Source organism: Trichocoleus desertorum ATA4-8-CV12, from assembly GCA_019358975.1.
In the GTDB taxonomy this organism is placed as follows: domain Bacteria; phylum Cyanobacteriota; class Cyanobacteriia; order FACHB-46; family FACHB-46; genus Trichocoleus; species Trichocoleus desertorum_A.
On the sequence record JAHHIL010000035.1, the window covers coordinates 1 to 25099 of the forward strand.

Annotated in this window: 24 protein-coding genes; 9 read left to right on the forward strand and 15 right to left on the reverse strand. The window is 49.3% G+C overall.

What is annotated here, in order from left to right; translation table 11 throughout:
• On the forward strand, positions 1–105 hold a 105-nt coding region (locus KME12_19745; protein ID MBW4490020.1), incomplete at its 5' end, for a transposase.
• Between the two features lie 97 nt (positions 106–202).
• Here KME12_19745 and KME12_19750 read toward each other — a convergent pair.
• A complete protein-coding gene (locus KME12_19750; protein ID MBW4490021.1) occupies positions 203–1609 on the reverse strand; it encodes an S-layer homology domain-containing protein in 1407 nt (468 codons plus the stop codon).
• A gap of 364 nt (positions 1610–1973) precedes the next feature.
• On the opposite strand from KME12_19750, the gene KME12_19755 reads away from it, so the two are divergent.
• Both KME12_19755 and KME12_19760 read left to right on the forward strand, forming a co-directional pair.
• On the forward strand, positions 1974–2378 hold the full coding sequence (locus KME12_19755) for a DUF393 domain-containing protein (protein ID MBW4490022.1): 405 nt from the start codon (positions 1974–1976) through the stop codon (positions 2376–2378).
• 289 nt (positions 2379–2667) lie between these two features.
• Positions 2668–3435 (forward strand): gamma-glutamyl-gamma-aminobutyrate hydrolase family protein, encoded by a 768-nt coding sequence (locus KME12_19760; GenBank protein MBW4490023.1) that lies wholly within the window; start codon positions 2668–2670, stop codon positions 3433–3435.
• 47 nt (positions 3436–3482) lie between these two features.
• Here the strand turns inward: KME12_19760 and rpsU are convergent, their stop codons facing one another.
• From rpsU to KME12_19800, 8 genes are all read right to left on the reverse strand, one after another.
• Entirely contained in the window at positions 3483–3662 is a 180-nt protein-coding gene (gene rpsU / locus KME12_19765) for a 30S ribosomal protein S21 (protein MBW4490024.1), read from the reverse strand.
• A gap of 104 nt (positions 3663–3766) precedes the next feature.
• On the reverse strand, positions 3767–4111 hold the full coding sequence (locus KME12_19770) for an RNA-binding protein (protein ID MBW4490025.1): 345 nt from the start codon (positions 4109–4111) through the stop codon (positions 3767–3769).
• Between the two features lie 435 nt (positions 4112–4546).
• Positions 4547–6085, reverse strand: coding sequence for a glycosyl hydrolase family 57 (locus tag KME12_19775; protein ID MBW4490026.1), 1539 nt, complete (start codon positions 6083–6085; stop codon positions 4547–4549).
• A 108-nt stretch (positions 6086–6193) separates the two neighbouring features.
• Positions 6194–7072 (reverse strand): 3-deoxy-7-phosphoheptulonate synthase, encoded by an 879-nt coding sequence (aroF, locus tag KME12_19780; protein MBW4490027.1) that lies wholly within the window; start codon positions 7070–7072, stop codon positions 6194–6196.
• Positions 7073–7640: 568 nt separating this feature from the next.
• Positions 7641–8477: a metal-dependent phosphohydrolase gene (locus KME12_19785; protein ID MBW4490028.1), complete on the reverse strand. Its 837-nt coding sequence runs from the start codon at positions 8475–8477 to the stop codon at positions 7641–7643.
• A 120-nt stretch (positions 8478–8597) separates the two neighbouring features.
• Entirely contained in the window at positions 8598–9308 is a 711-nt protein-coding gene (locus KME12_19790; GenBank protein MBW4490029.1) for an SDR family oxidoreductase, read from the reverse strand.
• Between the two features lie 217 nt (positions 9309–9525).
• A complete protein-coding gene (locus tag KME12_19795) occupies positions 9526–10038 on the reverse strand; it encodes a GNAT family N-acetyltransferase (GenBank protein ID MBW4490030.1) in 513 nt (170 codons plus the stop codon).
• 30 nt (positions 10039–10068) lie between these two features.
• Positions 10069–10974 (reverse strand): alpha/beta fold hydrolase, encoded by a 906-nt coding sequence (locus KME12_19800; protein ID MBW4490031.1) that lies wholly within the window; start codon positions 10972–10974, stop codon positions 10069–10071.
• A gap of 149 nt (positions 10975–11123) precedes the next feature.
• On the opposite strand from KME12_19800, the gene KME12_19805 reads away from it, so the two are divergent.
• Entirely contained in the window at positions 11124–12980 is a 1857-nt protein-coding gene (locus KME12_19805; protein MBW4490032.1) for an S-layer homology domain-containing protein, read from the forward strand.
• 107 nt (positions 12981–13087) lie between these two features.
• Here the strand turns inward: KME12_19805 and KME12_19810 are convergent, their stop codons facing one another.
• The 6 genes from KME12_19810 to KME12_19835 form a co-directional block, all read right to left on the reverse strand.
• Positions 13088–13477, reverse strand: a complete 390-nt coding sequence (locus tag KME12_19810; GenBank protein MBW4490033.1) for a hypothetical protein — start codon at positions 13475–13477, stop codon at positions 13088–13090.
• A 91-nt stretch (positions 13478–13568) separates the two neighbouring features.
• Positions 13569–14720 (reverse strand): EAL domain-containing protein, encoded by a 1152-nt coding sequence (locus KME12_19815; protein ID MBW4490034.1) that lies wholly within the window; start codon positions 14718–14720, stop codon positions 13569–13571.
• 304 nt (positions 14721–15024) lie between these two features.
• A complete protein-coding gene (locus KME12_19820; protein ID MBW4490035.1) occupies positions 15025–15951 on the reverse strand; it encodes a phytoene synthase in 927 nt (308 codons plus the stop codon).
• Positions 15952–15982: 31 nt separating this feature from the next.
• The gene (pds, locus tag KME12_19825; GenBank protein MBW4490036.1) at positions 15983–17410 is read right to left on the reverse strand and encodes a 15-cis-phytoene desaturase; all 1428 of its coding nucleotides are present in this window, start codon (positions 17408–17410) and stop codon (positions 15983–15985) included.
• A gap of 176 nt (positions 17411–17586) precedes the next feature.
• Entirely contained in the window at positions 17587–18048 is a 462-nt protein-coding gene (locus KME12_19830) for a DUF29 domain-containing protein (protein ID MBW4490037.1), read from the reverse strand.
• 27 nt (positions 18049–18075) lie between these two features.
• On the reverse strand, positions 18076–20451 hold the full coding sequence (locus tag KME12_19835) for an NACHT domain-containing NTPase (GenBank protein ID MBW4490038.1): 2376 nt from the start codon (positions 20449–20451) through the stop codon (positions 18076–18078).
• Between the two features lie 109 nt (positions 20452–20560).
• Between KME12_19835 and KME12_19840 the strand changes: the two genes are divergently transcribed.
• The 5 genes from KME12_19840 (at position 20561) to KME12_19860 (ending at position 24995) form a co-directional block, all read left to right on the forward strand.
• Entirely contained in the window at positions 20561–20797 is a 237-nt protein-coding gene (locus KME12_19840) for a hypothetical protein (GenBank protein ID MBW4490039.1), read from the forward strand.
• 106 nt (positions 20798–20903) lie between these two features.
• Positions 20904–21173 (forward strand): hypothetical protein, encoded by a 270-nt coding sequence (locus KME12_19845; GenBank protein MBW4490040.1) that lies wholly within the window; start codon positions 20904–20906, stop codon positions 21171–21173.
• A gap of 11 nt (positions 21174–21184) precedes the next feature.
• Entirely contained in the window at positions 21185–21634 is a 450-nt protein-coding gene (locus tag KME12_19850; GenBank protein MBW4490041.1) for an HNH endonuclease, read from the forward strand.
• 267 nt (positions 21635–21901) lie between these two features.
• On the forward strand, positions 21902–23914 hold the full coding sequence (gene dnaK, locus KME12_19855; protein MBW4490042.1) for a molecular chaperone DnaK: 2013 nt from the start codon (positions 21902–21904) through the stop codon (positions 23912–23914).
• Positions 23915–24008: 94 nt separating this feature from the next.
• Complete coding sequence (locus KME12_19860) at positions 24009–24995, forward strand: J domain-containing protein (GenBank protein MBW4490043.1); 987 nt, start codon at positions 24009–24011, stop codon at positions 24993–24995.
• Positions 24996–25099: the final 104 nt, after the last annotated feature.

The window sequence follows — 25099 nt, forward strand, 5'->3', positions numbered from 1 at the left end:
AAAAAGTCTGTGTTGTGGAATGAAGCCTACTTCATTGCTAGCTGTGGTGGAGTAACAGTTTCCCAATTGAAGCAGTATGTACAGGGGCAAAATACTCCTGATTAGCGATTCCGTTTCACTCCATCACGGACTCCCTATCCCGACGTTCACACTGGCGGGTAGAACGCGGGGCTTCCGTCCCTAGCTAAAAATTGCAACCCAGTTATGGCCCAGTAATATAGCCAGTTTTCCGCAGAAAATCATTGAGGTCAATGAAGTACTGGCGGCGATCGCTGTACTGATAAGCCTGCTGCACCAACTGCCAACCCTCTTGGCCCTGACCAATCAAGTACTTGTCCGCTAAATAAGCAGCTAAAAACCCACGAACAGCACTGGCTCCTGAGTCTTTACTGTAGGTGTAGTTTTGCCACTGTTGAACGGCATTTTCATAGATCAATTGAGGATAGTTGCGCGTCACATTCTGCATTTGCGATCGCCGATATTGCCAAATTTGGATGGGCAATCCAGAAGCTGCATGTGCCGTAAATTGAGCATCAAAGCGGTAATCACCACTGACAAATTCAGGCAAATTATCCTGGTCTAAATCTTCCAATTTGTAGCTAGGACTGCCCCAAAACTGCTGAATGGGCTGGTAGGTACGTTGGGCGGCGTTGTAGCCATAGATGTAAGAAGACGTGCAGCAGTAAGCCCCACCACTGAACAAATCCAGAATGACCTCCGGTTCCTGATCTCCATCGAGATCTCGTACTTCTAGATTAGAAAAGCGCTGCAATCCTTCCTCCGCAGGTACCGCCGCTGCTAAAACTGCCTGACCCGCACGACTAATCTGAATCCGGAAATTATCAGCCAAACTTTCACGCGGTCGGTAAGTGAGCTGAGCTTGCACATTTCCTGCTTCAGCCGTTTGTGTCTCCGTTGAGAATTGCTGAGTATTAGCAATATATTGCGTTGACACCAATCCGGGCTGAATCGCTTGACATAAAAACGTCGCAATCTCTGCTCGACTCGCCACGCGGGCAGGCTCCAACTGCTGAATTTTAGGATAGTTCACGACCAAACTTTTCTCCGTTGCCGCAGCCACAGCATTGCGCCCATAGTCTGGTATGGCTCCCGCATCTGCATAAGCCCCATTCAAAACCTGTGTGGTTGGCTGGGTCGGGCTGTAGCTCAAACCACTGGCTAGCGCCACCACCGCCTGCACACGAGGAATCGACTGATTTGGCATAAACTTGCGATCGGGATACCCAGAAAGAAATCCCCGACGATAAGCTTCCTGAATGGCCGTTGCCGCCCAATAGTTACTCGGCACATCCGTAAAAGTTGTTGCTTCCCGCACCGGAGCTTGATTAGAAAACGCCTGCCGCAACAGCGCTGCATACTCCGCCCGCGTCACTGGATCAGCTGGACGAAACCGACCATCCGGATACCCCTTGATAATCTGCCGTTGCGCCAGTTCGCCAATGCAAGAGCCAGCCCAATAGTTTTGCGGGACATCACTAAACTGAGGCGTTTGGGCGATCGCAGCAGGCATTCCACCCAACAGCGCGATCGTACCTACCCCCAATCCTACCGATCGCCAACATGCAATATCCACACCCACACCTCTCATAGCATCTACTCGGTATTTTAGAAGTGAAGCGGGAGCAGTGAGGAGGGAGAAGTGAGGAGGGAGAAGTGAGGAGGGATGAGGGATGAGGGATGAGGGATGAGGGAGAAGTGAGGAGGAATGAGGGATGAAGGATGAGGGATGAGGAGACAGACCTTAGGAAACAGGGAGTAGGAGCTAAGACCTAACAGCTCAAAACCAATCGCTAACGCAACCAAGACTCGAAGCACTCACACCTTAACTCGTTTGGAGGGAGTCTGAGGGACGCAACCGTCTCTCAGCGGGGGTTTGGGGGCAAGCGCCCCCAAGGCTCGGATTCTCACCAAATAATTGATTCAGAATAGAAAAAGCAACCTTAAAATATCCTATGCCCTACACCGTAATCTACGACGGCAAATGCAACCTCTGCGTCACCCTAGTCCAACTTCTAGAAAGCCTCGATCAAGGCGATCGCTTCCAGTACATCCCAATGCAAGACCCAGAAAGCTTGCAACACTGGAACGTCACCCCTCAAGACTGCGAACTAGGCATGATCTTAATTGACGCAGAAAACCCACAACAACGGTGGCAGGGGAGTGATGCCGCTGAAGAAATTGGTCAACTGTTTCCCCTGGGCAGTGTATTTGTCGCCGCTTATCGTACCCTCCCTGGCCTAAAATGGAGTGGCGATCGCATTTACGAACAAGTGCGTGACAACCGCTATACCCTCTTTGGTCAGCGTACAGCTGTTTACCATTCTGTCTATCCTGTTTGCGATGACTGTTTGCGATGACACCTGCGATCGCTATACCGCTACAACCGCCTCACCCAAACGAGAGTCTTGAAAACTAGAGCGAGTTTGGAGTCAAGTCTGACAGTTTGAACACAGTTAGAACGAATGCAACTAAAGTATCCTAAACTTCGACCCTAGATTCAGTTTGGGATCGTGCCAACTCCTAGAACGAATTAGGGAAATTTAGTATATAGTGAATGATCCCATTGTGGTTGATCATCAGCGGGCGATCGCACTCTGGCTTAAGACTGCGCTCTCCTGGTTGTCTTGCTTAGGATGATTGTGCAGCATGTTGTTTCCTCTTCCATCCCCCAACTCCATCACGAAGCCGCCAATTATTGGCATCACGACTTCCTGCAAAAATGAAACAGGGCACTATTCTCTATTCAGCAACTACATAGATGCAGTCAGACGGGCTGGAGGGGCGCCTATATTACTCACTCCTGGTGAAATGCATCAGGCTCGAATCCTCGATTTTGTTGATGGCTTGCTCTTTTCGGGGGGTGGTGATATTGACCCAGCCGAATACGACGGTTCGTCCCATCCCAGCATCTACCGTGTTAATGCCGAGCGAGATGCCTTTGAACTCGGACTCGCTAACCTGGCCTTGAAAACATCCATCCCAATGCTAGGAATTTGCCGAGGGCTAGAGATTTTTATGGTTGTGAGTGGTGGCCAGTTGATTCCTCACATTCCCGATGAGTTTGGTGACACAGTTATTCACCGAGCCGATCAGTCTCACTGCGCTGAGCACCCCGTGCAACTTGTGCCTAGAACGCGGCTTGCGACTTTGTTCCATCGGGAAACAGAAATTAATGTAGTGTCTTGGCATCACCAAGCAGCCCGAAGTGCAGCTCCTGGTTGGCGGATTGCCGCTCAAGCCCCAGATGGTGTGATTGAAGCGTTAGAACATCAGCATCATCCTTGGGCGATCGCAGTGCAGTGGCATCCAGAACTCGCACCAGAAGATCCCGGACAACAGAGGATTTTTAAGGCATTTGTCCAAGCGGCTAGCCAACCACAGGCCGTAGCTCTGCGATCGCCCGCCTCAAACTAAAAGCGAAGAGTGCCAACTGACAACTCTTCGCCTAATCTAGCCCTAGTTTAGTGAAAGCGATGTTTGCGACGTCTGGCTAGCGCTTTACGCTTCTCCTTGTCCTGAGGAGTTTCAAAGAAGCGTTGACGCTTCACGTCAGCGAGAATTCCAGCTTTAGAAACTTGACGTTTGAAGCGACGTAGCGCTGACTCAATTCCTTCGTTTTCGCCCAGAACAATTTGGGTCATTCTGTATATCCCTCAGCTTGCCTCTGAATTGTGATGAGTATTGTTTACCAGGATTACCGCAAATTCAATCCACTTAAGCCAATGCTTCAGTCTCTAGGAAATGATTAATAGCGGGAGTAGCCTCTGCCGCCACCGCCGCCACCGCCGCTGTTACCCCAGCTATTGCGATCGTCACGACCTCTACCACCACCGCTGCCGCTACGCTCTTCACGGGGCTTAGCTTTATTAACTCTTAGATCCCGACCCATCCACTCAGCGCCATCAAGAGCCTCGATTGCTGCTGTTTCTTCTGCTTCTGTGGACATTTCGACAAAGCCAAAACCACGGGGGCGTCCCGTTTCCCGGTCTAAGGGAAGTTGAACTCGCTTAACAGTGCCGTACTCTGCAAAAACGGCATTTAAATCGTCTTGCGTGACATCGTAAGACAGATTACCGACGTAAATGGACATGAAACTCTCCAGAATCAAAGAAATTGCAGAGATTTAAATTCGGAGAGATGCCTGTCGAAATGAGAAAACAAACCCTACAGCCGAATAAAACTCTTCGAGTCCAGCTTACCATACCACTGTTCGATTTAACAGGACTTTGAGCGGCTCAAATGTCTCTGCATAGATCCAATAATCCTGTTGCAATTAATACCAAAAAATGCAATGTTACTGAAATTTTGATCGACTAGGAAATCAATTCTTAAAGCAAGCTTGAAGAGATAGTTTTTCTAACCTACGCACTAATTCCAATTAAATTGTTTCTAAAAAAATTAGCTTAACAAAGTGCTAAACGGCTAACCTTGTAGTTTTTTATCTATTAAAGCAGGAGTTGTGTCGGGGAAAGGTAGGGCGATCGCCCTGATCGCTTTATGGCATTCGCCACAATCAAGCTACTCTTTAGAAATTATTAGAGATACTTTCTTTACCTCGACTGTAGAGCGTACGGGCATATTCAGTCCACATTCCCTGACCCCAATAATGAAAACAACTGGTTTGGACTAACAGGTTGTAAAGGAGAGCTTGGCGGTAACGGGGCTGCTGAGTTAAGGCAGAGCTTAACGCACTAGGGTGAGGGTTAGCTTCGCCATTGCTTGATTGAGCTTCCAGGAGAGGATCAAGGGTTTGATGAAACAATGCACTGAGTTTCTGCATGGAAGCCGAAACAGGCTCGTTGCCTTGGCCCCAGCGCAGGGCATGAGCCGAGGAAATCCCCTTTACCTGAAAACTAGGATTTTCTCGCTTGAGTTCGGTAATGGCTCGCGCGATCGCCTTGGGAGTCGCAGTTTCGGAGACTCGTTGCCAAATTTGGTACTGACCCTTGGCCTGACAAACTGGGTAATTCTCTGGGCTGCAACCTGCCGCCTCTATGAGTTCTAGATATTCGGTGCCCGTGAGGCCGACGACACCAAAGTGACCTTGGTTTTGGGCGCTCATGTCATACCAGGCATTTCTGAAAGTACTGGGAAACTCATTCATCATCATGCCGCTATTTTCGCCATCACCCATTTGAGCAACCAATGGCGGGATCATGACTTGACCCACGAGTTGCGGGTTGAGAGTTCTAGCTTCTTGGTAGGGCTGCATCTGCCCGACTAACTGATTGTCAGCACCTTGAGCTTTAATCAGGGCTGTGATGCTGACCGTTTCTCCCTCAGCGCTGCGGGCTACCAGTTGATGGGGGAGATGGGGCTGCGATAGCGGTTGGCCTGTGGTGGTTTCTACGGTATCTGCTTGGACGAGGAGCCAGCGATAACCCGCTTCCTTTAGAGCTTTTACTAGTTCAAATAGCGTGTCAGGATGATTGGGGAGGTGCATTTCTGGTAGAGAAAATCCCTTCACTCGCGCTAAAGCATCCCAGCCAAAAATAGCCGCAAAGTGATGTTGCCAAGCTTGAATATGCAGCTTCAAATCAGGAATTGGGGTAGTCGAGGCTAGCGCATGTCCCCAGAAAGTGCCGAGCCACTCCACATAAGGGTGGTAAGTGCGATCGCAAGTGATGCGCTTGAGGTTTTCTAAAATGTCTCCCCGACCCATCTGCCGCAACCCCCACAAAAGAGTGCCAGAGTAATCCAGCATGATGCGAGGATTGCAACCTTGACGCACCAGATCAATCATGAAGTCGGCAATGCGGCTGTAGCAGTAGGCAAAGGGACCAGCATTGTGGTTATCTCCTTCATAAGGATGCTCAAACATATACTGCAAATTGCTGATCAGTTCTCCCTCTCGGCCTGCCGGAATCATGGGCTGGTGCATGTGGAGGGCGATCGCAAAAGCAGCGGAGACATCCTGAAGGCGAATATTGGTTGTAGGTAGAAAAATTGGGCGATCGTGCTTCACCACCGATCGCACTTCTGCCTCCCAGCCAGAAATATTGGGCAATCCATCAATCAGTTCTGGAAGCAGCGGCAGACTAGCTGCTTGACTGAGGGCAGGCATAAAGCTGAAGTCTCATTTCAGGAGAATAAAGGCATATTCCTCCATATGCTGATCATGAGGCAAGTCTTTAGGGCAAGTCTTTGAAGTAAGTGTTTGGAATCTGTTTTGTTACTTAACGCCCACCATTCCCGCCAAAACCGGAACTAGAGGACGGGTATTCATTTCTGCAATGCTTCGCCCAACCGCAGTCGCGATCGGTTTCAAGCTCGCTACTAGTTCCGCTATCTCTTCTAAGGAGAGGGCTTGGCGAGCATCTGAGACTGATTGCTCTGGTTCTGGGTGGCATTCAATGATCAGGCCATCAGCACCACAGGCGATCGCAGCTCTCGCTAGATCTGCCACTAGTTCTCGCTTTCCAGCGGCATGGCTGGGGTCAACAATGATCGGCAGATGGGTGATTTGCCTTAGGGCAGCAACCGCACCCAAGTCGAGAACGTTACGGGTGTAGGGGTCGAAGCTGCGAATCCCGCGTTCGCACAACACGACATCGGGATTGCCGTGAGCCAGGATGTATTCTGCTGCCAGAACAAATTCCTCAATCGTGGCGGAGAGACCCCGCTTCAGCAAAATCGGTTTGCCTGCTTGACCCAGTGCTTTGAGCAAGTCGTAGTTCTGCATGTTGCGGCTACCAATCTGCAACATATCGGCATGAGCCGCAATTTCCTCGATCTGAGAAATGGCCATTACTTCAGTCACGACGGGCAAGTGGTAGCGTTGCCGCACTGCCTTCAGAATCTCCAACCCTTCCGCTCCCATGCCTTGGAAAGCGTAGGGAGAGGTACGAGGCTTGTAAACCCCACCCCGTAGCGCTTGAATCGGAGCTGTGAGTAGGCGGCTAGCCACAGCTTCCATCTGGGCTAGGTTTTCCACAGTGCAAGGACCACCGACAATCAGCAGATCCTTACCTCCAACGGTCACGTGATCAGATAGTTGAATCACGCTTTTGTGGTTGGCGTGGGCTTTGCTAGCGAGTTTGGCATTTAACATGGTGGGTCTCCGAGAGAGTAAGGATGGGTGGATAACAAAAAACCCGGAACCTTGTGGAAGTTCCGGGTCGTGCAGTGAGCAGCATAGCCACTTTACCCGGAACTCCTGGTCCAAAAGTAAAAGCTATAAAACCAGCTACCCCAAAAAGAAAGACGCAGGTAGGAAATACGCTGCGTCTTCAAGGAGTCACCAAAGCTGCTGACACACAGGCTAGCTGCGGCCACTTGAGAAATTGCTTGGGTGCGGGGAGTCGTCATGAGTCTGGGTGCTGTCTGTATCTTATGTGAGTGAAATCTGTCCTTAAAAAGCAAAAGACCGCAGAGCCTCTTGTCTGCGGTCCACCTGGAGAATCAGCCGAAGCTGGATTCACTCCAAGTGAACCTCCATAAACCAAAAATAAAAGTAGCTGCTGCGAAGAGATAGCATCTGCGAAAAAATTTTTTGCTAGTTTTTAAGCTTTATGCCATGACGCTAACAGAGAAAAACCAGCATCGTCAACCCCTCATTTGGGGTAATTACTTTTGAGCTTGATGGAGGGGGGCGATCGCTCCTCTTCTAAACTCCTTCCTTAAATTGCTGCTGGGCCATGTTCTACAACAAAAACATTAGCGTAAAGATTGGCGATAATTTGTTGGCCTTGTTGCGTTAATCGCAGATACGTGAGGGCGTTTTCTACGTAGCGGTAGACCACATTCCAGAAGAACTTTGGGTAGCCTTGCCGCAAGTCGCCAGGATGGTGATAACCCAAGTGTTTGTTGGTGCCGTTTTCTTCAAATTCGTAAAACAGCGCATTGATTTTTTGCAAATAACGAACATCACTCAGTTGACCAATTAAATCTGCGGCTCTGAGCAAACCAGGGTAGTTAATTGTATCTTGATGGTCGCTATCGTTTGGCACCGGGAACCGGGTAAGTTCGATATTGCGCTTAATTTCTTCAGCGTCAATTAGTGGGTGTCCGCCGAACCGCTCCTCAATAAATAGCTTGCCGCGATCGATGTGGTAAGGCGTGAGACTGGCATCCGTGGCTCCGGGTGGTAGAGCAATCATCGTATCTCCGATGCCTGTAGCGTAGAGACCTGGGCGATCGCGACGGCAAACCCCTTTGATATAGCCAATGTCGTGGCAGAGCAGGGAGACCATGCAGTGCAGCCAATCGTCGCAAGAAACACCACCATCCCGGATATGCTTGCCCCGGAGAATTTCTTGCCCTACCAACGTAACCAGAATCGTGTGCTCCACATTGTGATAGAGCGCATCGCTGTTGGCAATATTCTCCAGCGCCATACTGCCCACCCAGGCAATGATCTCCTGGTATTCAGATTTCCAACTGCCATAGGTGCGTTGGTAGGCGCTTCTGAGTTGTTCTAAAAAGTTCTCAATTAAAAGTTCTGTGGCATTAAACATGCTAGATTGCTATCTCCCAAACCCGCGATCGCCTTAGTGTCATTAAGCAGCCATGTCCTAAGTTTGCCCCAGCGATCATGGGTGAGCACAGAAATGGCTAAATCTCATCTGCAAGATGCCTTACCAGGGAATGGGTTGGCGATCGCGAAAGAATCCGCCTGTAGGAGCACCATCTGGTAGAGTGGCTAACCAGGCGATCGTGTCTGCTCCTTGCTCTGGCGTACGAGGGGCATCAGGGCCACCCATATCTGTTCTTACCCAACCGGGGCACACCGAATTCACTAAGATATTGCTCCCTTGCAACTCATCCGCCAGAATGCGGGTTAAAGCATTGAGAGCCGTTTTCGACATCCGATAACTGGGATAGCCACTGTTCATCTCGCTCAACTGCCCTGCTCCAGAAGCCACATTCACAACACGGCCATATCCCTGCACCTGCATCAGCGGAATTAATGCTTGGGAAAGCAGAATCGGGCCATAAAGATTAGTCTGTAAGGTTTGTGTCAGTGTCTCGATTTGCAGATTAAAGAGACTGCCATTGTCAAAATCAACGCCAATGCCAGCATTATTGACCAGAATTTCTAGATGACCAAACTGATCACGAACAAACTGGGCGAGTTGTTGCACACTGGCCGCATCAGTCACATCTAAGGAATGATACCCAACCTCCAAACCCTCAGACTGCAACCGCTCGACAACAACTTGCCCTTTGCGCTGATCACGACTCGTGAGAATCACATAAACACCTTCCTTCGCTAATTGCCGCGACGTTTCCAAACCCAAACCTCGATTTGCACCCGTCACCACGGCAATTTTGCGATCGCTAGCCATAAACCCCTCCTATTGCCATCCATCAGCACTGCCCACATTACACAAGCAAATAGCGATTGGTAAACTCACACCACAGACGAGGATCGCAACAAAACCAGAGAAAACTGCAACAAACCTAATCTCACTTTTGGAGGGGGTCTGGGGGACGCAACCGTCCCTCAGCGGGGGTTTGGGGGCAAGCGCCCCCAAGGGCTCGGTTTTCGCACCTAAAATACCGCTAAAAGCTCACAGGCTTATAAATGGCATAAACTCGAATCGGCTTGTCCGACAAAATCACATCTTTTTCATAAGTTAACCCCACCCGCAGCGCCACCTTCTGCGAAGCCAAATTGTGAGGATCGATCAAAGAAATCAAGCGATCGCACCCCACCGTATTGAACCCATAATCTCGAATCGCCGTAGCTGCCTCCGTCGCTAATCCCTGCCCCCAATAAGCGTGGGCAAGTAAATAGCCAATCTCAACCTCCGCTTGTCCCTCGATCGTTTGCGGAATCAATCCACAGCGTCCCATTAATCGGCGATCGCCCTTATGGATCACAGCCCAAAGCCCAAAACCGTAGTCCTGATAGTTTTGAATAATGCGCTCAATATGCTGCTGTGTCATCTCATAAGAGCGAGGACCGCCTAAAAAGGTCATTACAGCAGGATCGGCATACATCGCAGCCAAACCATCCACATCATCCAGGGTGAATTGCTGCAAAAGCAGACGTGGCGTTTCAAAAACCGTCATGAGTTTAGGGCATGAGTTGAGGACATGAGCCTAGAGGGACATCTGAGCGAGCCAGTCTAGCATCAGAGCATTCACCACCTCAGGCCGCTCATCGTGAGGACAGTGACCCGTGTCAGGAATGGCGACAAAACGCACCGGAGGCACATCTTCTCCCGGTTCGCGATCGCTCAGCTTCCGGTAAACCTCGGCTCCTCTGATCGGAGTCCAAGGGTCACGCTCTCCCCAGAGCACCAGCAAAGGACACTGGACTTGAGGCAACAATTCCGCTGGAGTGGGACCAGGAGGAGCCGTGAGAATAGACGCAAATACCCGCTGGGCTCCTTCATCGCAAGAGGGAGTGTAAAGCAAGTCTACGAGTTCATCCGTGACAGCTTCAGCATTGCGATAAACCTGGCGCAGCGTATTCCGAATCCGATGCTTTTGGCGAATGCGATTAAACACTAAAGGGCCGAACCGTGGCGAACTGACGAGTTTGGTGAAAGTGGCCATCACGAGTCGTAGAGGTAGCACCAATTCATCTGGGCGATGGTTGAGTCCCCCCGCACAGTTGAGCAACACACCTCCAGCGGCAATTTCTGGATGGTTGGCTAGCACCATCAAACTCAGCAAACCACCAATGGAGTTACCGACAAATACGGCAGGCTGCTGTATCTGCTCTTCCCAAAAGTCTTTGAGCAGCGCTTGCCAAAGTTCTAAGTTGTACTCAATATCCGGCTTGGCTGAGCTACCAAACCCCAGTAGATCCAAGGCAAACACTCGGTAGCCACCCGCTGCCAAAACTGGAATATTGTTGCGCCAGTGGCCAATGGAAGCTCCAAAACCGTGGATGAGCACTAGGGGTTGTCCAGTGCCCATCACGGTGTATTGAATAGGGTAGCCGCGCCAAGTCCAAGTCAGTTTCTCAAAAGTGCTGGTCTTTGTTAACTGCTGGGTCATTCCCGCTATCTTCTTAAGATTTGTAAATAGTCTTTTTCATCATATATTTTTTGACCTACGCTCAGCGAAAAGACCTCTAAGGCATCAATCAGGGAACATATACCAGTTAAAAACTGTCACTTTAACCGTTTACGTGAGTGTGAGGATCTATGAATCAAGGCGTTTTGGCTTCGTTGGGCAAGCTGTTTCTAGCTGCCACGATTTTGTCGATGACTGCCTTTGCTCCAGCCAATGCTCTCAATGCAGAAGCCGATGCAACGAATTCACCTGTTTCTAGCCAGCAACTTTCTACAGAGCAATCTGGGGAGCAATCTGGCGAGTTGATCATCAGTCAGTCAGATGACGACAGCGACGACGATGATGGCGATGATGGTGGGGACGACGATGATGATGGTAGGGACGATGATGGTGGGGACGATGATGGTGGGGAAGCTGAACTATCTACAGGCGTTTCTAGAACTATCCTCCAGCAAATCTCTACCAGCCAGAATTTATCACTTGCTAGCCTGCGAATCGCTAGAGCAGAACGAGTAGAGTGGTCCAATGGTTGCTTGGGTCTAGGTGGTCCTGGTGTGGCTTGCACACAGGCGATCGTTCCAGGTTACCGAGTTTTTGTAGAAGGTGATAACAAAACCTGGGTGTTCCGTACCAATGCGACTGGCTCTCAAGTCGTGTACGACGAGACCGCGACGCAGCAAATCGTCAGCCAGACTACAGGCTCCACTCAAACCAGTGGCTCCAGTCAGACCACCCAAACTCAAACTAGTCAGACCACCACAACCAGTCAATCTAGCAGTAGCCAAGTTAGATTTACTCAAGCGATCGCCACTTCTGTATACCAAGCAATCACCACTCGCAGCCAAGTCCAAGCTACTCAACTGCGGGTAGTTTCTGTCCAGCAGGAAACTTGGTCTGATAGCTGCTTAGGTGTCCCTGGTACTGCATCCACTTGTACCGCTGGTGATGTCCCAGGTTTCCGAGTGGTTGTTGCTAGCACCGATGAAGTTTGGGTTTATCGCACCAATGCGACTGGCTCAGTGGTAGCGTTTGATGAAACTGCTACCCAAACCTTGATGGCTCGTATAACTAGCCAATCTACCACTAGTCAAGGCACTACCTCCGGTGGCCAGCAAACCACTGGTCAGCAAACCACTGGTCAGCAAACCACCACCAGCACCACTCAGGTTAGCTTTACGGATGTTTCCCGTAGCTACTGGGCGTATGAATTCATCTCTCGCTTAGCGCAACAAAATATTGTTGAGGGCTTCCCCGACAATACATTCCGTCCTAGCGAAGCAGTAACCAAGGCTCAATTTGCTGCAGTGCTCCGCAAAGCCTTTAACCAGACAACCGTTCGAGAAGCGCTCGATTTCCGCGATGTCTCCAGTGGCTACTGGGCTTACACCGCGATTCGCGAAGCTTACACAATGGGCTTCTTTGGCGCTGATAGCGATCGCCTCTTCAACCCCACGGCTCGCCTGACTCGTTTGGATGTGTTAGTAGCCTTAGCCAGAGGCTTAAACTACACCTCGGTCACCAGCACCACCTCAGTTGATACGATTCTGCAAGGCTATAGCGATGCGGCGACAATTCCTGCTGATGTCCGGACGCTGATTGCAGCTTTGGCACAACGAGGAATCGTGGTGAACTATCCCAACACCAATCGCTTGGAACTCAACCGCGTTGCAACCCGTGCAGAAGTCTGTTCTTTCTTGTACCAAGCTTTGGTGAGCACAGGTAGAGCGCAGAGCTTCTCGTCTCCCTATGTGATTCAGCAGGGTGGCACGACCCAAACTGAACAGCAAACTGAACAGCAAACTGAACAAGAAACTCAAACTGAGCAAGAGACTCAAACTGAGGAACAAGACGACGAGAACAGTGGCAAGCAGAACTGTAACCAAGGCATCGGAAACGGCGCTGAAGGTTGCGACCCAGGCAACTCTAGCCCCCGTGGTGGCAGTAATGACGAAGGTGGCCGCACCCCTGGTCAGCCTCCTGCCCGCTAAAGAGTCCTAGTTAGGGATAGCCTCTCTGTCCCTGCTTAACAAGATGCCCCTCCCAGTTCTACTCTCTGGTGAGGGGCATTTTTTATGGTTGAGGAGGCGAGTGATTTCTAGCCGATGGGCACCTCTAACCACTCTTGCAGGTGCGATCGCAGTTTTTGGCAAAATTCTGGACGGCGCTCAAAGCGTTCGGTACGGACAGGTTTGCGCTCGGTATCTAAGATCCAACCGTAGTCGCTACTGAGGCGCAATTTGTCTTGCCAATCTGCCACTGACACAACCAACTGATTCGCGGGGCTGTTGTCATAGTCATGCACGCGAAACACGTAGTTAAACGTATTTTGCTTGGCTGCGGCCACGGTGGAAGGCTGACCAAACTTGTCCTTGAGACGCGATCGCATTTGCTCTATTAGCTCTGCATCGGGGATATCTTCGAGGGTACGAACCGCTAAGGTCAGAGCGAAATAGAAATCTTCAACAGGCACAAATTCGAGTTGCATGGATCGTCGCAGGGCTTGGACTCCATCTACTATGCAAGCTGAGGGGTCTTAATGCAAGCCAAAAACGCCAGCTAAAAAGGTCAGCTACAAGCTAGCTAATGGCATGGGTCAGGCGAGGCTTGCGGCTGTCAAAGCTGGCTGACTTGGCAGGAAACAAAGGCGCGATCGCAGGTCGGCGATTGATCGGAGGGGAGCGGAAATTAAGAATATCTAAGCTGTGCTGTTGCAGCGTTACTTCTGGTTTGGCTAGCCCAAAGCCTTGGCCTAAATCAACCCCTAAGTCTCGACAGAAAGCAATGTCCTCCAGAGTTTCTAAGCCTTCTGCCACCACTAAAACATCCATTTCGTGAGCGGAATAAAGCAGGCTTTTGAGCAGAATTTGTTGCAGAGGATGACGGCTACAACCTTGGATCAGTTGTCGATCTAGCTTAATCACATCGGGGCGCAGAGCCATGAAATAGTGATCGATCGCCACTTGACCGCCCAAATCATCGATCGCCACACCAAATCCGTACTCCCGTATTTGCTGGATTAAATGCACAAGTTCTGGATGTTGCATCAGAGCTTCGACTTCGGTTAGCTCAAAAACAATTTGCTGTGGCTGTAGACCCAGATTGAGTACTTGCTCCAAGTTGCGCTCTAAGGATTGTGGCCCTTGCAGAAGTGCATTCGGCAGAACGTTGATAAAGAAGGTTTGGCCATTGCTCACTTGGGCGATCGCATTGATGCAAGTTTCACGGGCTAGCTCATCAAATTCATGAGTGCAATGAGTTAAGAGCGCTGCATCTAAAATTTGTTTGCCATTGAAGTATTGGTCTTGGCCCTGAGCCGTCCGAGCCAAGCACTCGTAACCCATCACGTCACCGGAAGCCAGATTGTATATAGGCTGATACTTGAAGACAAAAGCGCGATCGGCCAATGCCTGAAAAAACCACTGATGCTTAATGGGAACTGTAACCTGGCTCAGGGGTTGAGCGTTTAGAAACTCAATCAACAAGGCTTTGGAGTGGAGCGGCGATCGCGTTAGGATAAAGCGCGAATCCATCTGTCCCGTTTCCGAGAGTTGCTGACTAATTTGGCAAAACACCTCTGGCAGATGGCTTTCATCGAGCACCAAACAGAGCAGTTCTGGGACATCAGGAATCGGGTGTAACCCTAGCTTGCAGAAGAAAGCATGCGCTTCTATATCGCTGGGCTGAACCACCAGGTGGAGTACTTCAGTTAGTAGGCTGGTATCACGCACTACTCAGATCTTCCCTTGCTTTACGCACTATCCTTGGAGGAGGCAACAATCGTCCTTTAACGTAAGCGAATCGATTGCTTCTGAAGAGTGTTAGAAAACACAATTAACAAATAATAAAAGTGATTTTTCAAGAAAATGGCAGAAATCACCAATAACCCTACTTCCAGAACGCTCTAGCCTGCCATTGCTAGTTCTACCTCCAGCAGAGGCACCCTCATCATACCCAGAATCACGAGCCTGTAAACCGTAAAGTCGAAATTAGATCACAACTATGCTGTGATCTAGAGCACACAAAAAGAATAATTTAGAGTGCTTTAGAGCGCAGCCAAGCCACGGGTAGACACATTAGTTTACGAGGGCCTTTGACATAGGCTCGCTGTCGAAATACGTCGTACTGGTTGCTCTCAATCGCGTTAAGAATCTGGCTATACAGTCCGGTTGCTGCCCAAACAGGCCAACGAGCATCAGGACTGAGCCGACTAATGCCGCGCTCGGCTTGGGTATAAAACTTGCGAGCCCGCTGAATTTGGAAGCGCATCAATTCTCGCCAGCGCTCGTCTACCACCCCATTAAATAGATCTTGCTCGGTGTAGTTGAATAAAGCTAAGTCTTCTAGGGGCAAGTAGATTCTGCCGCGACGGGCATCTTCACCCACGTCGCGCAAAATATTAGTGAGCTGGTTTGCCACCCCCAGCGCGATCGCTTCTTCAATCGGTCCTGGAGGCGTGCTGCGGTCCCAAGGGGCGGTGCGATAGGTGGTATCTATGCCCATCACCGCTGTAGACATCAGCCCCACGGTACCTGCAACTCGATAGCAATAGAGATTTAGCTCTTCAAACGTCTGATAGCGGCTGCGATACAAATCCATCTGCTGCCCCGCAATCATGTCGCGGAACGGCTGAATATCCTGGGGAAACCGCTCTAAAGTATCCACTAAGGCGACATCTGGGTCTTCCAGTGGATGTCCGGCGAAAACCGACTCTAGTTGCTGCTCCCAGCGATCGAGCGTTTCTGGCGTCGTCTGTGCTGCCTGTGGCCCATCGACTAACTCGTCAGTGCGACGGCACCAGACATAAATTGCCCAGATTGCACGACGCTTTGCCTCTGGCATCAAGAGCGTGCCGAGGTAAAAGGTTTTGGAATACTTTGCCGTAATTTGGCGGCAAAATTCGTAGGACTCCTCTAAAGAGGCCAGAGTTCTCACGCGAGGGGAATCAGGCAGTTGCAGCATGTCCTTCAGGGCGCTTCGCTAACGTCGCAGGCTAGGCAGTAGTGGTTTGCAGGGACTTCTGCCCTGGAGCTGGAGTAGCTGAGTTGGGATGAGCAGAGGCGATCGCCTGCGCTGTCAGCTTACCAGAAAGTACGGCCCCCTCCATACTGGCTAGATAGCGTTGCATTGTATAGTCTCCCGTTAGATAGAAATTGCTAATGGGAGTGGTTTGTGTGGGACGGCAAGCTTGACAGCCTGGTACTGCTTTATACACGGATCGAGGAGTCTTCACGACTTTGGATTTCAGTAGCTTGGCTGGATTGTCACCAACAAAGTGATCAGGGAAGAGTTTTTCTAGCTCCACCATTGTGGCGGCGATAATCTCTTCATCAGATTTGGTAATCCAATCTTTAGCAGGAGCCAAAACTAGCTCTAGCATGGAGCGATCGGGGTTTTCGTATTCGCGGCAGGTGTTGCTCATGTCCGCATAGACGCTGAGCAGGGGCGATCGCGAGAACAGGAGATGATCGACATCGGTCAGTTTGCGATCGAACCACATGTGTAGGTTAATCACAGGTACGCCTTCCAAGCCGTCGAGCTTTTTGAAGTAGTCCATCTGCTGCCAAGGCTGAGGCAGCATGATCTTCAGCGGATCGACAGGCATGGCGGAGACATACAGATCAGCGGTCAAAACTTCGTCGGGAGCACCATCCAGCCCACGAATGACAAAGTGCTTTACCGTATTGTCTTCATTCAGCACAATTTCTTTCAGTGGCGCTTTTAGCCGTACTTGACCGCCGCGCTCAGTGACGTGATCCACCATTGGCTGACAGAGCCGTTCTGGGGGTGCGCCATCCAAGAAGGCCATTTTGGAGCCGTAACGTTCTTGCAAGAAGCGGTTGAGGGCTGTGAGTACGACTGTGGCGGAAATTTCGTCGGGGTCGATGAAGTTCAAGGCTTTCGCCATCGCGATAAATACTTCTTTCTCAACGCGAAGGGGCACGTTTTGCTTCTTCAGCCACTCGGAGAAAGAGTATTTGTCCATCTCTTCGACATAATTCTGACCCTTGATCATGGCGGGAATCAGACCCAAGCCGAAGCGGATCTTTTCTCCCCAGGTCAGCATGTCGTTGTTACTCAGAATGGCGGTGACACCATTGAGGGGAGCGGGAATGTCGGGAAAGTCAAACCGCGAGTAGGTGCCCGGAGCGCTGGGCTGGTTGAAGATCATGGTGTGCTCTTTCCACTGCAACCGATCTTCAATGTTCAATTCTTTGAACAGTTGCAGCATGTTGGGGTAGGCACCAAAGAAGATGTGCAACCCTGTTTCGTACCAGTCGCCATCTTCGTCTTTCCACGCGGCTACCTTGCCACCCAATACGTCTCGGCTCTCCAAGACGATGGGGGTGTGCCCCGCATCCACTAAATATTTGGCGCAGGAAAGCCCTGCTAAGCCTGCTCCAGCGATCGCAACTCGCATGTAACCTACCGCTCTTCAGAATTTTTTAACGGTTTCCCGCTCCTCATTATACGTTGCAAACCGTTACATATTGAAGTCTTAGTAAAGTTAATCGCTCAAATCGCCGTTTTCTATCCTCTGGTCGTTGATCACTATCCCGGTAGGGGGGATCGCTTGCATTAGGGGCGATCGCCATCTCATTCAGCCTCAGAGCCTTCAGGGTTCTCGCTCTTGGGCTTGTCTAGAATAAGGGCGATCGCTTCATCCACGATCGCTTGTTGATCCACTAGTGCAGCAATCTCTTCTGTTTCGTAACGCCCTTCAAATGCTTCTAGCGCTGCCTGCCGTAGTGCAGATTCATAAGCATCTTGCAAAGTTTCTAGCAGTTCATCTTCTGTTAAATAAGTGCCTTTTGTTTTATGGCGCTTGTTTACACGTTGGATTTGCTTGACTGCGTTGAAGATAGAGGTTTCCCAAGAGCGAGTGGTGTGTTGATCAGCAGACTTTTTAATTAAATGTAAAAGCAAGATGATGCCATAACTAAAAATTTTATTTAATTTATCCGATTTACTCATTTCTTCTAGTTCTTCAACTAGTTCCAAGGCTTCAGGAATTTTGCCTTGATAAAGTAGTTCTTTTAGAGTTACTAATTCTTCCATTGGGAGTCATTCCTCCACTGCTTAATCTTAAGGATTATGTTGCTGCTTTCGCTTTTCAATTTCCGCGATCGGTAGGAGCAGGGTGCCTTCTATTTCTTGTCTTACTGCTTGGCTGGCGTTACTTACTGCTAAACAATCTATTAACAATTTGTTTGCATCGTAGTAGTTTCCAAGCAATCTCTTTTGTTCGCCTGTAAAGCGCCAAGTATATCCTACTTTACGGCATTTAATCATTATATTTCTGAACTGATTTATCCAACTCTGCCCCTTGCCAAACCACCATTGTTCAAACGTATCTTCTACAATGTCTGATTTTGGTAGTTGTTCTCTTAGTTGTTTTAGTTCTTCCTGAAATACAGAAACTTTAGTTTGGCTAATAGCATCATCAAGGATTGGACACAAGTCAATTTTATAGACAAAACTTCTAGAAAAACTCATAGGAATAGGATACGCAAAATCCTCAAAAATTGATATGAGGGCATTATCGGTTGCAAGTTCGGGAGAGCGAGCATTTCCAAGATTTATATGGCGACCCATACCCTCAAAAGAAACACAATCAGAAGCGAGAGCTGGATCAAGCTTGAAAGCAAAATCTCTTGGAATTCCAGAAACCAAGTGATCATCTTGAAAAGTGAAATCGAAATATAGAGCACGGATGGCAGCAGATTTATAAGAAGTTGACAACTGACTTGCTTTTTCTTTCACCCATGTCATAAATTCGTATATCTCCGGATTTCTTTCTAAAGCTAGGATTTTATCAACTTCACTCTTTATTGCCTTGAAGAATTTACTCACTTCGTCCGCATCTACCATTTCAGCTACCAATAAAAATATCTCTCGCCAGTACTTTTCATTAATTTGCTTAAGTAAAATTTTCCAATCCCCACTCTCATGAATTTGCCTTGCAACAAAATATTCTTGAAAAGTGAGATGAGAAAAAGACCAAATACCTTGTGCCCTTTCGATCAATAATCCATGTTGCACTTCAATAGAACTCAAAACAGTCTTGGAGTCCAATTTTAGTAAATCCTCTGGGGGAATACCTGACAAACTCTCAAAGTATTCTCGAATTAGTTTGCCTATTTCTCTTTGTCTAAAAAAATAGGTTCCATTCTCAAATGTTCTCCATGCAATATAGCCGAGTAGATCTTCGCGATAATCCGATGAAAGCTTTTTATAGATAGGATCATATTCTCGTTCTTGTAGATTCCACTTTCTAAGTAGCCTGTCGATGCCCCGTTCGTACAATCTTGTGCGATTATCAGGAAAGCTGCTAGAGTCTTCAAAAACTAGACATAAAAGTGCCAATAGTAATGGGCTATTCGCTAGTTCTCGAATCGGTGCATTCCTTCTCAGTTTCTGTAAAAATTGATTTACTTTGATTGAATTGCTTTTCTTATAAAACCATCTGCTTGCAAAATGATAAATTTGCTCGTCATTAAAATCAGCAATTTCAACTTCTGTGAACCGTTCAAAAGTGTATTCTTGTGCAGCGATACGGCAGGTAATGACAAATTGATTTTGAGGAAATTGTTCAGAAAATTCTCTAATCTGTCGTAAAACTCGATTGTTATCCGCTTCTCTAACCTCATCCAGCCCATCTAATAAAATCAATGCCTTGCCTGCACGCAGAATGTTGTGTAGGGGCGCAGCATTTGGGCGATCGCCTCCTAAATCTGGTAAAAGTAAACGCTCGATGTAGGTGAGTAGATTAGGCTTTTCGTCTGCTTCAGCAAAATCCTTCAGGGTAATGAAAATTGGAACGCGATCGCGCTGGAATTTGCCACCAATGCACTGCATCGCCAAATGTTTGAGGAAGGTAGTTTTTCCCGCCCCAGGTTTGCCCAAAATCATCAACTTGGAAAACTTCTCAACCGCTTCTAAACCTGGAACCCGCTTTTCTCGCACCTTTCCTAAACAAAAGCGATCGAACTGTTCTGGGTCGGCATTCTGCATTAGCTCAGATATATCTAGCCCTCTACGTCCGGTAATTCTCTCCAGAATGTTGACGCTGGTGTAAATGTCACCCAACCCGATCGGCTGCTCCATATCCAGCACCCTCATCATGCCGCATCTCTCTTGGATGTACGGTCTGATGCTTTCGCGTATTGCTTGAACGAGAGCGTCGATTTGTTCGCCGTTATCTTGTTCTGGCTCAGTTATTTCTGGTTCTGCAATTTCTTCCTGCTTCATCCCTAACTGATTGCAGACTTCCATAAACACATCGCAATCGGTTGGATTGCCTTGTAGCAAGCTCCAAATTGTTTGGCGAGAGCAACCAGCAGCCCCAGCAAGGTAAGTTTGTGACCATTTCTTGCCTTTCAGTGCTTTTTTGATAGCTTGAATGCCTTGCTTAGAGGCTTGGAGCGATCGCCGTCCCATTGCGAAACCCAAATCGTTCACTCAATTCTGACAAATCTGACAACTTTGACAACAAGCCGAACACCAGGTCTGACCATACTCTAAGCCACTTTGGAGATGCTGAAAGGGTAAATGTTCACCGCAAAAAATCATGAACAGCTTCAAAATCACCCCTGCCTTCCAGCAAATTTTCTTCACCGTCGTTTCTCTCACCCTACTGTCCGGTAGCGCTTCATTCTGGTTAGCAGCTAACGAACACCTATCACCTCAACAAGCTCGTGTATTTGAAACCTGTAACACTACTTGGAGTATGGGAATTGGGGCAATCTTCGGATTGCTGGGCAGTAAGGCAACCGATCTGTTCCAAACCGAAGAAGGCGACGAATAAATCGATTCAGGCGATCGCCCTCTAGCTGACTGGAGTTGGAGGGCAGATGTCTATCTCAACAAAGTGCTAACGATATAATCGTTCTACAACACGCGTGTCTAGTTCCGTGACTATACCCTTATTGCCAAAACTCGATCGCCTACCTGCGAGCCTCCCGATAGAAGGAGCTGTGCGGATTGAGTTAGAAGAAGGGATTCCGATCTTTCGAGCGACTGCCACCGTCCAAACTCGGATTGAAGAATTGTTGGTGAAGCAGCAACAATCTTCACTCAGTGAAGAAGAAGATCAGGAGCTAGACTGCTACGAGGAAATTGATGACTATTTGAGTTTGGTGAACCGCACCGTTCGCAATCTTTTCCTTACTCAAAATCAGTAAGGTCTGTAAGCGTGTCTCGCAACAAAATACCTGAGGCTGTCCAGGAACAGGTACGTCAACGAGCAAGTGGTTTATGTGAGTATTGCCACGCCTCAGAGCAGTGGCAGTATGTGCGTTTTACAGTTGATCATGTAATTCCTTTGGCCAAAAGTGGAGCAGATAGCCTTGATAACTTAGCTTTAGCCTGCTTCCACTGCAATCGCCGCAAAGCTGCTAAAACAACTGCCATTGATCCTGACTCTAATCTTGAAGTCCTATTATTCAATCCTCGACAAGACGTTTGGAGCCATCACTTTATTTGGTCTGCAAGTGGCCTGTTGATTCTTAGCCTCACACCCACAGGTCGAGCCACTGTGGCAGCGTTAGATCTCAACCGCGATCGCGTTATTAATATTCGGGCAGCCGATCAAGAAATAGGTCGCCACCCACCACCCAATGATCCAAGACAGGTTAATAATTAACGTGTCAGCTTGGGGTTAGGCAACCTTGCAACCTGAAGCGGCTATATAGTGTCCTGAAACTTCAGATTGTCGTGTTGTATTTAGATTGGCAGCTAGCGCGATCGCAAATGGCCGATCCTGAAGGGGGAGAAATAGGGCGGAAACCCGAACCTAGCCTATCGATGGATTGATGGGTACCCTAGCACTGAGCAGCCTCGCTAGCAAGATAGAATGAATCCAGCAAATGATCTCAACAATAGTTAAGATACGCGGGGAGAATTTCAACGCATGGGTAAAGTAGTCGGCATTGACCTGGGTACGACAAACTCAGTGGTCGCCGTCATGGAGGGCGGGAAGCCAGTGGTCATTGCCAATGCCGAAGGCATGCGGACTACCCCCTCAGTGGTTGGCTTTAGCAAAGAAGGCGAATTGCTGGTCGGGCAAATGGCTCGGCGGCAAGCCGTGTTGAACCCACAAAACACCTTTTATGGAGCAAAGCGGTTCATTGGACGGCAATATGCTGAGTTGAGCCCAGAGTCGAAGCGAGTTCCCTACACCATTCGCAAAGACGATCGCGGCAACGTCAAAATTAAATGTCCCCGGCTGGATAAAGACTTTGCAGCTGAAGAAATTTCAGCGAAGGTTCTGCGGAAATTAGCCGATGATGCGGGGCGCTACTTGGGTGAGTCTGTGACAGGAGCGGTGATTACGGTTCCTGCCTACTTCAATGACTCCCAACGCCAAGCCACTCGTGATGCGGGACGGATTGCGGGTTTGGAAGTGCTGCGGATTCTCAACGAACCCACTGCGGCATCCCTCGCCTACGGTTTAGATCGTCAACAAAGCCAAACGGTACTAGTGTTTGACTTGGGTGGCGGCACGTTTGATGTCTCCATCTTGGAAGTTGGGGAGGGTGTGTTTGAAGTCAAATCCACTAGTGGTGATACCCAACTGGGCGGTAACGACTTTGATAAAAAGATTGTCGATTGGCTAGCCGAGCAGTTTTTAGAAGAGGAAGGCGTAGATTTACGTCGCGATCGCCAAGCCCTGCAACGTCTCACTGAAGCAGCCGAGAAAGCCAAGATTGAGCTGTCTGGTGTCACCGTCACCGAAATCAACCTACCTTTCATCACTGCTACCGCTGATGGCCCGAAGCACCTAGAAACCAAACTGACGCGATCGCTGTTTGAGGGACTGTGTGGCGATTTGGTCAGTCGTCTGCGGATTCCCGTAAAGCGGGCGCTTTCCGATGCCAGTATGTCTCCGGCAGAGATTGATGAAGTGATTTTAGTGGGTGGCTCCACTCGCATCCCAATGGTGCAACAACTGGTGCGTGGGTTGATCGATCGCGAGCCAAACCAGAACGTCAACCCGGATGAAGTCGTGGCGGTTGGAGCGGCGATTCAAGCAGGCATTTTGGCAGGGGAAGTCAAAGATATTTTGCTACTGGATGTAACCCCGCTCTCCCTCGGTCTGGAAACCATTTCTGGAGCGATGAAGAAGCTAATTCCGCGTAACACCACGATTCCCGTCCGCAAGTCTGACATTTTCTCCACTGCCGAGAACAATCAAACCGTGGTGGAAATCCATGTGCTGCAAGGTGAGCGCGAGATGGCCTCGGATAACAAATCTCTAGGGCGGTTCAAGCTGAATGGCATTCCCCCAGCTCCTAGAGGACTGCCCCAAGTGCAGGTATCTTTTGATATTGATGCCAACGGGATTTTGCAAGTGACCGCGCTCGATCGCACCACAGGCCGCGAGCAAACCATCGTGATCCAAGAAGCCTCGAATCTCAGCGAAGCAGAAGTGCAGCAGATGATTCAAGAAGCGGAGCAATTTGCCGATGCCGATCGCCAACGCCGCGATCGCGTGGAGAAGCGCACCCGCTCAGAAGCGCTGACCTATGAAGCAGAGCGAGAACTACGACAAGTAGCACTCGACTATGGCATGTACTTTGCCAGCGACAAGCGCCGCCGGATCGAAGTCTTGATCCAAGAACTACGGGAAGCGCTGGAATCTAATGACGAACGCAGCGTGGATCTAGCTCAGGCGAATCTGCAAGATGCGCTGTACAATCTCAAGCGAGAAGCGTATCAATACGCCCAGACCGAGGAGGAAGAGGACGACTTCTTCGGGTCGATTCGCCGGACGATTACGGGTGACTCACCCCGCCGAGATTACGATGATAGCTTTGATACGCCCTATCGCAGACCTAGTTCTAGTTATGGTGTGGGTGCAGGCCGTTCTGGGCCTAATTACCAGAATGACAATTGGGACGAGGATGACGATGACTGGCTCTAAACAGTTTTTGGGTGTGGGGAGCTAGGTTTGAACGCCGACTGCTAGCTCCTTACAGTCAACAACGGACGATTAATCATTGAGTGTTAATTTCCTTATGCAAAACTTTCGGAACTACTACGAAATTCTGGGAGTTTCCAGAGATGCTTCTATAGAAGAAATCAAAAAAGTTTATCGGCGGCTAGCAAGGCAATATCACCCCGATCTGAATCCGGGGAATAAAGAAGCTGAGGAAAAATTCAAAGATGTCGGAGAAGCGTATGAAGTGCTTTCCGACACGACCAAGAGAGCGCAGTACGACCAGTTCAGTCTTTTTTGGAAGCAGAAAGGCTTTCAAGGGGGAAATGCGGCGCGGGGGACAGCGGCATGGAGCGATCGCAACAATGGTCGCTCCAACGATGACCTAGATTTTGGCTCCTTTCCAGATTTCAACAGCTTTGTAGATCAGTTGCTCAATCGGCGCACCACCGCTAAAACGGCGACCACTGGCACAAATTCCCGCACTACCACTGCCACCCAAGAATATTACCGCCCAGGCACCACCAAGACCACTTATACAGTGCGGACAGGTCGCCGGGATGCCGAAGCCAAACTAAGCGTGCCGCTCGATAAAGCTTATACAGGTGGGCGCGAACGAGTGCGGCTCGAAGATGGGCGATCGCTAGAAGTGAACATGCCCGGTGGGATGTTTTCTGGGCAGCGAATTCGGCTCAAGGGTCAAGGCGTTAATGGGGGCGACCTGTACCTGAAGATCGAAGTCACCTCTCACCCTTACTTCAAGTTAGAAGGGACTGATATTCTATGCCATCTCCCGATCACCCCAGTAGAGGCGGTTTTAGGGGGGCACATTGAGGTGCCAACTCTAGATGGACTGGTGAAAATGCGAATTCCCCCAGCAGTGCGTCCCGGTCAGCGCCTCCGGTTAGCAAGTAAAGGGTATCCCAATGATCAGGGGGTGCGGGGAGACCAGATTGTGGAAATCCAGATTGCAGTGCCGAGAGACCTGACTGCCGAAGAACGTGATCTCTACGAAAAGCTGCGTCAGATTGAAAGTTTCCATCCCCGCGCTGACTTGCCCGTTTGATCCGAAGTGGCGGATCTTTTTAGCTAAACAGGCGGATTTCAGCAGCATTTTTTGCTGTCAAACTAGACTTATTCAAACCTTACTGAAGTTTTGAAAGTTGGTTT

What these genes read in the sequence shown, in the direction of transcription:
- KME12_19805 (MBW4490032.1), top strand. Translation starts at nt 11,124, where the DNA reads ATGAATCAAGGCGTTTTGGCTTCGTTGGGCAAGCTGTTTCTAGCTGCC.
- KME12_19810 (MBW4490033.1), bottom strand. Translation starts at nt 13,477, where the DNA reads ATGCAACTCGAATTTGTGCCTGTTGAAGATTTCTATTTCGCTCTGACC.
- KME12_19750 (MBW4490021.1), bottom strand. Translation starts at nt 1,609, where the DNA reads ATGAGAGGTGTGGGTGTGGATATTGCATGTTGGCGATCGGTAGGATTG.
- KME12_19775 (MBW4490026.1), bottom strand. Translation starts at nt 6,085, where the DNA reads ATGCCTGCCCTCAGTCAAGCAGCTAGTCTGCCGCTGCTTCCAGAACTG.
- KME12_19755 (MBW4490022.1), top strand. Translation starts at nt 1,974, where the DNA reads ATGCCCTACACCGTAATCTACGACGGCAAATGCAACCTCTGCGTCACC.
- KME12_19770 (MBW4490025.1), bottom strand. Translation starts at nt 4,111, where the DNA reads ATGTCCATTTACGTCGGTAATCTGTCTTACGATGTCACGCAAGACGAT.
- pds (MBW4490036.1), bottom strand. Translation starts at nt 17,410, where the DNA reads ATGCGAGTTGCGATCGCTGGAGCAGGCTTAGCAGGGCTTTCCTGCGCC.
- dnaK (MBW4490042.1), top strand. Translation starts at nt 21,902, where the DNA reads ATGGGTAAAGTAGTCGGCATTGACCTGGGTACGACAAACTCAGTGGTC.
- KME12_19795 (MBW4490030.1), bottom strand. Translation starts at nt 10,038, where the DNA reads ATGACGGTTTTTGAAACGCCACGTCTGCTTTTGCAGCAATTCACCCTG.
- KME12_19785 (MBW4490028.1), bottom strand. Translation starts at nt 8,477, where the DNA reads ATGTTTAATGCCACAGAACTTTTAATTGAGAACTTTTTAGAACAACTC.
- KME12_19860 (MBW4490043.1), top strand. Translation starts at nt 24,009, where the DNA reads ATGCAAAACTTTCGGAACTACTACGAAATTCTGGGAGTTTCCAGAGAT.
- KME12_19790 (MBW4490029.1), bottom strand. Translation starts at nt 9,308, where the DNA reads ATGGCTAGCGATCGCAAAATTGCCGTGGTGACGGGTGCAAATCGAGGT.
- KME12_19830 (MBW4490037.1), bottom strand. Translation starts at nt 18,048, where the DNA reads ATGGAAGAATTAGTAACTCTAAAAGAACTACTTTATCAAGGCAAAATT.
- KME12_19840 (MBW4490039.1), top strand. Translation starts at nt 20,561, where the DNA reads ATGAACAGCTTCAAAATCACCCCTGCCTTCCAGCAAATTTTCTTCACC.
- KME12_19800 (MBW4490031.1), bottom strand. Translation starts at nt 10,974, where the DNA reads ATGACCCAGCAGTTAACAAAGACCAGCACTTTTGAGAAACTGACTTGG.
- aroF (MBW4490027.1), bottom strand. Translation starts at nt 7,072, where the DNA reads ATGTTAAATGCCAAACTCGCTAGCAAAGCCCACGCCAACCACAAAAGC.
- KME12_19760 (MBW4490023.1), top strand. Translation starts at nt 2,668, where the DNA reads ATGTTGTTTCCTCTTCCATCCCCCAACTCCATCACGAAGCCGCCAATT.
- rpsU (MBW4490024.1), bottom strand. Translation starts at nt 3,662, where the DNA reads ATGACCCAAATTGTTCTGGGCGAAAACGAAGGAATTGAGTCAGCGCTA.
- KME12_19820 (MBW4490035.1), bottom strand. Translation starts at nt 15,951, where the DNA reads ATGCTGCAACTGCCTGATTCCCCTCGCGTGAGAACTCTGGCCTCTTTA.